This is a genomic window from Pricia sp. (assembly GCF_041745955.1).
Classification (GTDB): domain Bacteria; phylum Bacteroidota; class Bacteroidia; order Flavobacteriales; family Flavobacteriaceae; genus Pricia.
Window position 1 is genome coordinate 16,625 of the sequence record NZ_JBGTHY010000089.1, and the last position, 11,640, is coordinate 28,264.

Here is an 11,640-nt window from a genome sequence, read left to right on the forward strand (position 1 = left end):
ATCGGCAATCCTAGAAAATGAGAAAATCAAGAATTGTTTCGATACGGCGAAGTATACGCCTAACAACAACAGTATAGTGCAGGATAGATAAACCTTTTTCAAATCCTATTTTTATCGAAATTACCGCTTAGCAACAGAAATCAATCACAGCAAAAATGAAAAAAGGCCTTCTCTTAGCCATAGTATTTCTAGTAGTCCAAACCCTTCAAGCCCAATTACCGCCTATTTTTGGGTCGGAATATACCGAGAAGGCCAGCCACTCCGAAATGGTCAAGACCTACTTGACGCCACAACGCATTGTTTGGCAGTCGGATGATACCGGCGAATACATCAAGAATGCCGAAACCTTGCTAAAAAAAGGAAACGGACAAGTGGCCGTGAACGATGAAAACCTTTTCCGTTTTGTGAGTACCGCTGAAACCAAGCCGGGTATTTTGTTGGATTACGGCAAGGAAATCAGCGGTGGCGTAAAAATCTCCATGGGAATCAGGGAAAGTAAAACACCTTTAAAACTAAGGCTTCGTTTTGGGGAGTCTGTAGGCGAGGCCATGTCCGAAATTGGTGGAAAACAGAACGCGACCAATGAACATTCCTTGCGCGATTTTATTGTTGAGGTGCCTTGGCTGGGTACGATAGAAGTGGGGGAAACCGGTTTTCGGTTTTTACGTATCGATGTAGTAGAGGCCAACGAAGACGCGCCTATAAAGTCCATCGATGCCGCCTTCATATATCGCGATATTGCGTATTTGGGCTCCTTCGAAAGTAGCGATGAACGTCTGAACGAAATCTGGGATGTCGGTGCCTATACCGTACATCTGAACATGCAAAATTACCTTTGGGATGGCATAAAACGCGACCGTTTGGTTTGGGTCGGCGATATGCACCCTGAAGTGATGACCATCAATTCCGTTTTTGGCAATCATGACATCGTTCACAAAAGTCTGGATCTGGCTCGCGATCAACACCCGCTTCCACAGTGGATGAACGGCCTCAGCTCCTATTCTATGTGGTGGTTGCTCATTCATAAAAACGTGTTTGATTATCACGGGGATCTTGACTATTTGAAAGAACAGGAAAGTTATATGATCGCGCTTTTGGACCAACTGAGCACATTTATTGATAAAGACAATAAAGAAATTCTCGATGGAGGCCGATTCATGGATTGGGCGACAAGTGAGATTCCGGAAGCAGTTCATTCCGGCCTCCAAGCGATGATGGTTATGACCTTCGAAGCTGGAAGCGAGATGATGGGCATCTACGGCAAACCGGATCTTCAAAAGAAGTATCTAAAGATATCGGAAAGGCTGCGCAAACATAAGCCCAAGGGCAATACCACCAAACAGGCCGCAGCTTTAATGGCCTTGGCCGATCTGGAAGATGCGGGCAAGATCAATGCCGAAATTTTGACGAAAGACGGCGTTCAGCGCATGTCGACCTTTTATGGTTACTACATATTGGAAGCCATGGCAAAGGCAGGGGATTATGAAGGGGGACTTCGAGTAATCCGCGATTATTGGGGCGGTATGATCGATTTGGGCGCGACCACTTTTTGGGAAGATTTTGACATACTGGATGTGCCCAATAGCGGGCGGATCGATGAATTGGTTCCATCGACCAATTTCGATATCCATGGCGATTTTGGGGAATACTGCTATGTAGGGTATCGCCATAGCCTATGTCATGGCTGGGCCAGCGGCCCTACGGCATGGATGAGCCAGCACATTTTAGGAATACACGTGATGGATGCCGGGGAAACCGTTAAAATCGACCCCAATTTGGGAGATCTTGAATGGGTCAAAGGAAGTTTTCCGACCAAACACGGCATCTTGAAAGTAAGTCATCAGAAAAATTCGGATGGCTCGATAAAAACTGAAATCGATGCTCCTGAAGGATTGCGCATAGTGCAATAAATTATGGGAAATAAACCAACATTTATTACGGCGGTTGCACTTTTGTGTATGCTAGGGGCCTGTACTTCCAATAAAAAGACAGAAACCCCTAAAGTATCCGAAAAGCCGAACGTATTGCTGATCGCAGTGGACGATCTTAACGATTGGATCGGGGTTTTGGGCGGGCATCCGCAGGCCAAGACCCCTAATATGGATCGAATGGCGCAGCGGGGCGTTCTTTTTAGCAACGCACAGTGTCAGGCTCCCGTTTGCAATCCATCGCGTGCGAGCATAATGACTTCATTGTATCCGAGCACTTCCGGAATTTATTTTTTGAATCCTGATATCACCGAATCCCCGGTGGCGAACAAAAGTATCGTAATGCCAAAACGGTTCGAAAAAGAGGGATATCATGTATTCGGTGGGGGCAAGCTGTTCCATAATGCCCAAGGGCTTAACGAAACCCATATTCCCAATTACGCCGGGCAATTTGGAGGTTTCGGTCCCATGCCCGAAAAAAAGATCAGCGATTATCCTGGGCATCCGCTTTGGGACTGGGGCGTGTTTCCGGAGCGTGATGATCAGATGCCCGATTATCAAATCGCAAGCTGGGCCGAAGAGCGGTTGTCCGAAAAACAGGACCGGCCCTTCTGGATGGGCGTGGGATTCTATCGCCCGCATGTACCCCAATATGCGCCTCAAAAATGGTTCGACATATATCCTTTGGAATCGCTTCAATTGCCCAAGACCGTTCAAGATGACCTGAACGATATTTCTTCCTATGGTATTGATATTACCCGTTTGAAACACGTATCGCCGACGTATGAATGGGTAACGGAAAACGATGCTTGGAAACCTTTGGTACAGTCCTATTTGGCCTGTGTCAGTTTTGTGGACGAACAAGTAGGCCGGGTACTTACCGCCTTGGACAATGGCGATTATGGGGAGAACACCTATGTGGTGCTTTTCAGCGACCATGGCTTTCATCTCGGGGAAAAAGAACGTTTTGCAAAGCGCAGCCTGTGGGAAGATGGTGCGAGAGTGCCGTTGATCATCATGGGACCGGGCATCCCCAAAGGAAAAGTATGCACCAAGCCCGTTCAACTGTTGGATATCTATCCCACCTTGCTAGAACTGAGCGATCTCGAACCTGATCCAAAGCATGAAGGCAATTCGCTAGTGCCTTTGTTAAAAAATACCGAAGCCGAATGGCCCCATTTTGCCAGAACAAGTTTTGGCCCCGGCAATTATGCCATTGTATCCGATGGCTATCGTTTTATTCAGTACAACGATGGTTCCGAGGAATTCTATGACCATGGCAACGATCCCCATGAATGGTACAATGTCATCAACGAACCAAAATATGCCGAGACCATCGACCGGCATCGCGCACAAGTACCCGAGCAGCGATATGAGATTTTAGGCGCGGGGTCTACAGGTCATTTATCGTATGAAGCATCGGAGCAGCAACGACAAAATAATAAAAAATGAAGAAAAGCGTAAAAATCAGCTTGTTCATCTTTCTTTTTTTTGGGATTATATTTAATCAATCCTGTAAAGAAAAAGAGGCAAAACCGGAAATTGTAAAAGGACACGAAAAGCCGAATATCATTTTCTTCATGGTCGATGATATGGGTTGGATGGATTCCGAAGTCTATGGCAGTGAATATTATGAGACACCGAACATAACCCGTTTGGCAAAAATGGGAAAGCGTTTTACCCGTGCCTATGCGGCAAATGCACTTTGTTCGCCAACGCGGGCAAGCATTCTATCGGGCAAGCATCCGGGGCGTTTTTCACTGACTACCCCCGCGGGACATTTGCCTCCAAACCCGGATGTTTCGTTGGCCGCGGAAAAAGGTGCCCCTTGGATGAAAATGGCCTGTCCCGGTTCACGGACGTTTATGCCCTTAGAGGAATTCACCATAGCGGAAGCATTAAAAACGAATGGTTATACCACGGCCCATATCGGAAAGTGGCATTTGGGCCATGAAGCATATTGGCCAAAAAAACAAGGTTTTGATATCAATATTGGTGGCGGGCACCATCCCGGACCACCAAGTTACTTTTCACCTTATAATATCAGCACGCTACCTGATAAAAAGGATAAAGAATACATCACAGATCGCATTACCGACGAAGCTTTAACATTTCTGGAAAACCATCAAGAAAAACCTTTTTTTCTAAATTTTTGGCAATTTGCCGTTCATGCGCCTTATCAAGCACCTTTAAACTTAATAACCAAATACGAACAAAAGACCGACCCGCGCGGTAATCAGAACAATGCCATTATGGGCGGAATGATTGAAAGTATGGATAAAAGTTTGGGAAGGATGCTCGACAAACTTGAAGAACTTCAACTCATGGACAATACCCTCATCGTTTTCTTTTCGGACAATGGAGGAAACATGTACGATGTGGTTAACGGAGAATTCCCGACCAACAATTATCCGTTAAGTTTTGGCAAGGGAAATATTCATGAAGGAGGTATTCGGGTTCCGTGTATTGTAGCCTGGAACGGCCAAATCGAACCAAACACTGTTTCTGATGAGATCATCCAAAGTATGGATTTTTATCCCACATTTTTAGAAGTAACTGAAACCAAAGCTAATCCCGATCAATTGTTGGATGGCGTTAGCCTTGTTGAGGTCCTTAAAAAGGATAAACCTTTGGAGCGCGAGGCGATATATAGCCATTTTCCACACTATATGCCTGTAACCCACAATGTGCCCTCAACGGCGGTTTGGTATAACGATTACAAATTGATAAAAGAATACGGGGAAGGGGAGAATCGCTCAGATGCCTTTAAACTTTATGATTTGAAAGCAGATATCGGAGAGACAACGGATATCAGTTCAGAGCATCCCGAATTAGTAACAGAGCTTTCCAAAATGGTGGAAGACCATGTTACAGAAATAGGAGGATTATTACCTATCAAAAATCCAAACTACGACCCTAAGGTCGAGAGTCTTTTGGGCAAGACCCATGATTTCCCAATCGATAAGTATCCAAGCTATTAAAAAAGTAGAATGAAGGCAATTAAGGGGTTTTTTATTTTAATGGTCTTGGCGGTATTGCCGATAACCAATAATGCCCAAAATGGACCGAACTTTAAACGCACCAGTTATTCCGGGGAATCGGTTTCCATTGGCAATAAATTTATAAAACTGAATTTTCATAAAAGAATCAAAGGTTGGGGTTGGGGAGAAGTGTATACGCCTTCTGGTAAAATGATGGCGGTATTGGAACACTTGGGCGAGATAAAGTTGCAAGACCAAGACATTCCCGTACGCTTTGTGGCAGAATCTTACAGCAAACAAAAGACGGATGAAGGTGAAGAACTAACTTTTAAAGTAGCATCTGTAGTAGTCAGGGAGGTTCTTAAAGGCACTTCCTTCGAGAATTGGATGGCCTATCCGTTTTCCGAACCGGCTATAAAAGGAACCGTTACTTTTAGTATGAATGACGATTCACAATTTATAAAATTAACATACCGTTTAAAGGCTACCGGAAACTATAACGCCGAATATGTTCGAGGGCCATGGCTGAAAGTAGGCGAAGATTCCTTTAAGACGGAAAAAACGGACGCTATACTTCCAGGTGTCGATTGGGCCATAGATGATGAATGGACCAGCGGAACCGATTTTTTTAAGGACCCTTGGGCTTTGCGGGTAGCACCGCACCCGAACAAGGTGTCTGTTCCGGCAATGGCCATAAGTCATGAGGGTTATGGTATCGGGCTTTCCTATGATCCCAAGCAAACCGCATCACGATGGTTCAATTATAGAGACCACAAGCCTCAGCCCGTTTTCGCATCGCCGAATTTTGTGGATCGTAAAAACAATCATTTAATGGGTTTGATGGTTCCCGATGCTACGATTGAAGGCCATGAAAATGAGGTTACCGCAAAAATTCCTTTAGAATTGAAAATTGATCAAACTATCAATTTCGATGCGGAATTATGGTTGAGCAAAGGAAATAGCGTTGAAGTACTGACCGATTGGGTAAAGCGGAAGGGGCTTCCCGAACCATCGAAACCGAGATGGCCCTATAAAGAAACCCTTGACCGTATCGCCAACGCCTACAATACCGATTTTTGGCATAAGGGTAAGGGTTTCGGTATCATTCAAAGGCCGGAACATACGATCAAGCCCAACGTACCCGATTTTCTAAAACGTTATATCGCCGAAAATAGAAGAAGTACCGTGGCCAAGGAACTGCAAAAAAAAGTCGCTTGGTCAACTCAAGAAATGGGCAATGTATCCAAAGACAACAACGCCTTGATCAAAGAAGGGGAAAAATGGTTAAAAGAACAAAAACCGGACGGATCTTTCGTTTTTAATCCCGATGATATTGAAAAAGATGACTTTAAGGTAGCGACTTCGTTCATAGAGCCGATGGGATTACGGGGAGAAACCGCCTTGGATATCACGATCAGGCCCGCCATCAGGCTTTTGAACATAGGCAAACAAACCAACGACCAGCGTTTTTTGGATGCCGCTAGAAAAGCATTTGACTTTTGTCTGGACATGCAAAGGCCGGAAGCCGGAGATTTTTGGGAAACCCCGTTACATGCCGCAAACTTATTGGCAGCGGGCCATGCCGCTGTTGGAAATTATCTGGCCTACGAACAATTTAACGAGGAAAAGTACAGGCTGAAAGCAATTTACTGGATGCGTACCATTCTTGCATTTACCCACCTATGGGAACCTGATGATCTGCCGATGTTATATGATACCAAACCCGTACTCAGCTCAAGCGATTGGTATTTTGCCAATTGGGTACGTGACCATGTGCAATGGGAGGTGCTTTCCGTGTTTGCTGATGTGGCCCAGTACAATCTAAAATGGGACGAGATAGACCCGGAAATAGATTGGCTGCGCTTTCAGGAGGGCATTACCAATGCGGCAATCCGTTGGATGGCCGCTCAGACCATTGACAAAAATTGGCTTCCTCACAACCTGCCAGAACAATATGAACGCTATCTTAAAGGGGAATACGATTATGCATTGCCCGATACCCACAACAGTGTAAGTGGCAATTACGGGGGTATGATGATCATGCCGGCGCCAATAGCCGAAAACATTTACTATATTCTGGATAGAAAAGCGGAAATGAAATGAAAATACTACAGAAAAAATTGAGATTTGGAACAACTGCGGTCACTTTTATGTGCATGGGTCTATATGCCCAAGAAAGTTCCCCACAACTGGTTTCAAAACAATTTGCCGATACTTGGGGCGCAACCGACGATTTCCAAAGAACACTGCCCTTGAATGATGAAACCGGCGGACTCAAAAAGAACAGATATACCGGTATATTTTATTTTACTTGGCTGGGCGCACATGGTCATGACCAGCACACCAAAGCTTTGCCAAACGAAGGCGTACATCCCAAAACCGATTCGGACACAGTTAGTCCTTATGACATAACCAAAATTTTAGCGGCCAATCCCCTTAACCCAAAATATGGTCCTGAGCTGGCTTTCCATCATTGGGGAGAGCCTTACCTTGGTTATTACCTAAGCAATGACGAATGGGTCATAATGAAACACGCCCAGTTGCTGTCCGATGCCGGGATAGATGTTATTGTTTTTGATGTTACCAACGCTTTGGCCTATCTGCCTCAAATAGATACTATTTGCAGGGTTTTTTCGAGCTTGGAAAAATTGGGTTGGGCGGTACCTAAAATTGCTTTCTTGACCAATACCAAACATGTAGAGACCACGGAAAAGATATATGAGGGTTTTTACAAAAAAAACAAGTATCCAAATCTATGGTTTTACTGGAAAGGCAAACCCCTTTTAATGGGAAACAAAGACGATTTGAACGCGGAAATAACGGAATTTTTCAATTTTAGACGCTCTTGGGCATGGACCGATGGGCAAGAATGGTTTGGCGACGGCAAGGATAAGTGGCCGTGGATCGATCATTACCCACAAAACTATGGATGGCATGAATCCCCCGATCTACCCGAGCAAATTGTAGTATCAACTGGGCAGCATCCGATTTCCAATATTGGGCGCAGTTTCCATAATGGCAGGCAACCCCCTCCGGACAATATACAACCGGGAAAAGGCCTGTTTTTTGCCGAACAATGGAAACGCGCATTGGAGGTAGACCCCGAATTTGTTTTTATTACCGGCTGGAACGAGTGGGTGGCCATGCGCTTCAATGACGGCAAGGCCAAGAATATGATGGGGGAGCCCGTAGAAGAGGGCGACACCTATTTTGTAGACCAATATAATGCCGAATTCAGTAGAGATATAGAACCTATGAAAGGAGGATTCAACGATAACTATTATTACCAGATGGTGGGCAATATCAGAAAATATAAAGGGAGTAGACCTACAATCGTAGACGTCAACATGCATTCCATTGCAATTGATGGGAGATTTTCGGATTGGAAAGACGTAAAAAGCGTCTATTATGACCATAAGGGCGATATCCAACACCGATTACATCCTGGATGGGGACGAATTACATCCTATGAAAACACCTCGGGTAGAAATGATTTTATAGAGGCCCGTACCACGGAAGATGATAAGAATTTCTATTTCCATATTAAGATGGACCAAAATTTCAAAAATGACCTTTATCCAGAAGGATTGTCCCTTTTCATTAAAAATGGCATAGACGAGGACCGTTCTTGGAAAGGCTATGGGTATATGGTTAAATCTGAAGAAGGAAAAGGCGTATTATATCAATCGAAAGGAGGATGGCGCTGGCAGCGAAAAATGGAAGTTGCGTTTAGAATATCGGACAATCAACTTGAATTGGCCATCCCTAAATCCCAGTTGAAAACCCATACGGAATATCTTGACTTTAAATGGGCGGACAATGTCAAGCCCAGAGGTGATATCATGAAATTTTACGACCAAGGTGATGTAGCCCCAAATGCCCGTTTTACCTATCGCTATAAAATGCTTGACCGATCAAAATAATACTATTAATACGATTTGTAAAAAGTAGTGGAGGCACATGACATCTTTAATATAAATGAATTCAAATCACAGTCCTTCACTAGAAGTAGTAAAAGTCTTCTATATACCTTAACAAATGAAGAATAGATTTTTCATAGTGCTAGTAAGCCTTTTTGTTTTTACCAACTTATCATATAAGGAAAATGGTATAGAAAAAACCGAGGCTCAAAAACCATTGAACGTTGTCCTAATTTTGACCGATGACCAAGGTGCGCATTTATCTGCGTTAGGCACCAAAGGTATTGCTACGCCCCATGCCGACCAATTGGCCAAAAATGGCGTATTGTTCACCAATGCCTTCGCCGTGGTGCCTTCTTGCTCGCCAAGTAGAAGCTCGATAATGACCGGAATGTTTCCCCACGCCAATGGACACTGGCGGAATACGATTACCCCAAAATTATCCGATGGCGATAAGGAATTTACGCGAGAATCTTCCACTATAGATAAAGTAGGGATTCATGAATATATTCGAACCTTGCCCGAGTTACTTCAAGAAAACGGTTACTTTACAGCCATTACCCAAAAGTTTCATATGAGTCCGCCCTGGAAGTTTCCATATAGCGAACGAAATGCCGTTCAAAATGATCCCGAGGAATTCAAGAAGGTCATTTCAGGATTTATTGAGGATGCAGGAGACAAGCCCTTCTTTTTTCAGGCCAATATTGCCCCGCCCCATCGCAATCTGGATAAGCACATGGAACAGTTTCCCGAATTCCTACCTCATAAAGACAGTATAGAGGTTCCTCAATATTTGGCCGATACACCTAAAATGCGAGAAGATCTGGTAAAATATTATGGATCGGTACAGTTAGCCGATGCCTGTGCGGGAAGCATTATAGAAGTCCTTAAAGAAAAGGGATTGTTGGAAAATACCTTGATTATCTTTACCGGTGATCAAGGCGAGCCGTATCACAGGGCAAAGGCATCGCCCTACTATGCAGGCTTGCACGTGCCCTATATCGCCAGTGGGCCCGGTGTTGAAAAGGATAAAATTTCAAAGGCATTGATCTCCCACATCGATATTATGCCCACCATTTTGGATTATCTGAAAATCGATATTCCCGAAACCGTACAGGGGAAATCTCTAAAACCTATCTTTTCGGGTAACGCGGATAAAGTGTCAGGTAGGAATTATGTATTCGGGGAACATAATTCGCACGGTCCGATACGCGCAGAGCACTATCCGAGCAGGATTATTTTCGACGGACGGTTCTATTATATCCAGAATTTGATGCATGAAAAAAGCTATGAGCTTCCGGCAGATCTGATGGTAGAAAAAGGCTGGGGCAATCGCAGCTATAAGGCAACGTTGGATGCCAAAGAAACACATCCTGTTCAATACAAACTTTTAAAACAATTGGAATCCGGTCGGCCATTCGAAGAACTATATGATATCGAAAACGATCCAGGACAACTGGTCAATCTAGCGGGAGAAGAAAAATATGCCCAAAAGCAAATTGAACTAAAAAATGCGCTTGGGAAATGGAGAAAAGCATCCGGCGATTTGGCGGATGATCCCTTGGAGATCAGAACAAGACAAATAAAAAGATAAAACAAGATGAAACGATTTAAACTACTGTTGGTATTAGTCGGTATACTTAATTTGGTTATAGGCTGTAATCCCAAAAAAGAAAAGGGTGCGGAGGTAGTAAAAAAAACTCCGCCCAACGTGTTGATTTTGCTTACCGACCAATGGCGTGCACAGGCCACGGGTTATGCCGCAGATCCCAATGTACAAACGCCCCATCTGGATAGCTTGGCCGCAATGAGTGTCAACTTCAAAAACGCGGTTTCGGGTATGCCGGTCTGTTCGCCGTTCAGGGCTTCCCTATTAACGGGTCAAAGACCACTTACCCATGGCATATTTATGAACGACGTACAATTGGATACCAATGCCCTGACCATGGCGAAGGTCTTTGCCAAGGAGGGTTATGATACCGGCTATATCGGCAAATGGCATTTAGACGGACATGGCAGGTTACAGAATGTAGCTCCCGAAAAAAGAAGACAAGGCTTTGAGTTTTGGATGGGCAACGAATGTACCCATGACTACAACGAATCGGTCTATTATGACAATGATGACCCCACCAGAAAAATTTGGGACGGCTACGATACTTTCGAACAGACCGAACAGCACACCTACGCTCGCGATTTGGAAGGCCCTTGGTTGCTGTTTGACAATATTAAAGACCCCTAACAAATGGACAATTTTGTGGCCAAGACCGAAGATGCATCCCTTCAAAAAGACTTGAACCAAAAGTTAACAGAACGATTAAAGCCTATGAGTCCGCAGTACAGGCATAGCCGTCAGAACATGACCACCTACAAAGCAGGTGGATTTTCAAGGTGAATTAAATTTCCAAACTCTCCTGATACTCATCCAAAATCTGGGTAGGCAGGTTTTTAATATAGATTTCGGTAGTTTGTAGTTTACTGTGACCTAGCATTTTACATAGGGTTTCCCCAGAAAGTCAGAAGTGAAAATTGTGGAGTAGATTATTAAGCCGAGAAACCGATGAAATTCCTTCAAAATTTTTATTAACTTCGCGCTTCGTTTTATTTCAGCAGCCAGATGGAATTGATAACCCTGTTGGAATGGCAATTGTTTTGCGGTGGCGGCCTAATCGAAAAATGATGGGACAGGTTCCATCTTTTCTTTTTCGTCTTGCATCTATTGAAAGGGCAATATTTGTCTTTATGCTTTAAGAAACAAAAAATTTGTACTCACAAACTGTATTTATATGGTCTCATATAAATTGTTATTACGTT

The 11,640-nt window shown here is 44.1% G+C and carries 8 protein-coding genes; all 8 read left to right on the plus strand.

Annotated elements, in window-relative coordinates:
* The first annotated feature begins 155 nt into the window (after nt 1-155).
* Entirely contained in the window at nt 156-1,910 is a 1,755-nt protein-coding gene (locus ACEW8S_RS03025) for a hypothetical protein (protein ID WP_373516710.1), read from the plus strand.
* Nucleotides 1,911-1,913: 3 nt separating this feature from the next.
* Nucleotides 1,914-3,380 carry a sulfatase gene (locus tag ACEW8S_RS03030; RefSeq protein ID WP_373516711.1) on the plus strand — a complete coding sequence of 489 codons (1,467 nt, stop codon included), beginning with the start codon at nt 1,914-1,916 and terminating at the stop codon, nt 3,378-3,380.
* Nucleotides 3,377-4,909 (plus strand): sulfatase, encoded by a 1,533-nt coding sequence (locus tag ACEW8S_RS03035; RefSeq protein ID WP_373516712.1) that lies wholly within the window; start codon nt 3,377-3,379, stop codon nt 4,907-4,909. The genes ACEW8S_RS03030 and ACEW8S_RS03035 overlap by 4 nt, the downstream gene beginning before the upstream one ends.
* 9 nt (nt 4,910-4,918) lie before the next feature.
* A complete protein-coding gene (locus ACEW8S_RS03040; RefSeq protein WP_373516713.1) occupies nt 4,919-7,012 on the plus strand; it encodes a hypothetical protein in 2,094 nt (697 codons plus the stop codon).
* Nucleotides 7,009-8,832: a hypothetical protein gene (locus ACEW8S_RS03045; RefSeq protein ID WP_373516714.1), complete on the plus strand. Its 1,824-nt coding sequence runs from the start codon at nt 7,009-7,011 to the stop codon at nt 8,830-8,832. Before ACEW8S_RS03040 ends, ACEW8S_RS03045 begins: the two co-directional genes overlap by 4 nt.
* Nucleotides 8,833-8,947: 115 nt before the next feature.
* A complete protein-coding gene (locus ACEW8S_RS03050; RefSeq protein WP_373516715.1) occupies nt 8,948-10,423 on the plus strand; it encodes a sulfatase in 1,476 nt (491 codons plus the stop codon).
* A 6-nt stretch (nt 10,424-10,429) separates the two neighbouring features.
* Nucleotides 10,430-11,068 (plus strand): sulfatase-like hydrolase/transferase, encoded by a 639-nt coding sequence (locus ACEW8S_RS03055; RefSeq protein WP_373516716.1) that lies wholly within the window; start codon nt 10,430-10,432, stop codon nt 11,066-11,068.
* Between the two features lie 3 nt (nt 11,069-11,071).
* A complete protein-coding gene (locus ACEW8S_RS03060; RefSeq protein ID WP_373516717.1) occupies nt 11,072-11,221 on the plus strand; it encodes a hypothetical protein in 150 nt (49 codons plus the stop codon).
* The last annotated feature ends 419 nt before the right edge of the window (nt 11,222-11,640 follow it).

Excerpts from the sequence above, each read along its gene's own strand:
- ACEW8S_RS03025 (WP_373516710.1), top strand. The coding sequence starts at position 156 with ATGAAAAAAGGCCTTCTCTTAGCCATAGTATTTCTAGTAGTCCAAACC.
- ACEW8S_RS03030 (WP_373516711.1), top strand. The coding sequence starts at position 1,914 with ATGGGAAATAAACCAACATTTATTACGGCGGTTGCACTTTTGTGTATG.
- ACEW8S_RS03035 (WP_373516712.1), top strand. The coding sequence starts at position 3,377 with ATGAAGAAAAGCGTAAAAATCAGCTTGTTCATCTTTCTTTTTTTTGGG.
- ACEW8S_RS03040 (WP_373516713.1), top strand. The coding sequence starts at position 4,919 with ATGAAGGCAATTAAGGGGTTTTTTATTTTAATGGTCTTGGCGGTATTG.
- ACEW8S_RS03045 (WP_373516714.1), top strand. The coding sequence starts at position 7,009 with ATGAAAATACTACAGAAAAAATTGAGATTTGGAACAACTGCGGTCACT.
- ACEW8S_RS03050 (WP_373516715.1), top strand. The coding sequence starts at position 8,948 with ATGAAGAATAGATTTTTCATAGTGCTAGTAAGCCTTTTTGTTTTTACC.
- ACEW8S_RS03055 (WP_373516716.1), top strand. The coding sequence starts at position 10,430 with ATGAAACGATTTAAACTACTGTTGGTATTAGTCGGTATACTTAATTTG.
- ACEW8S_RS03060 (WP_373516717.1), top strand. The coding sequence starts at position 11,072 with ATGGACAATTTTGTGGCCAAGACCGAAGATGCATCCCTTCAAAAAGAC.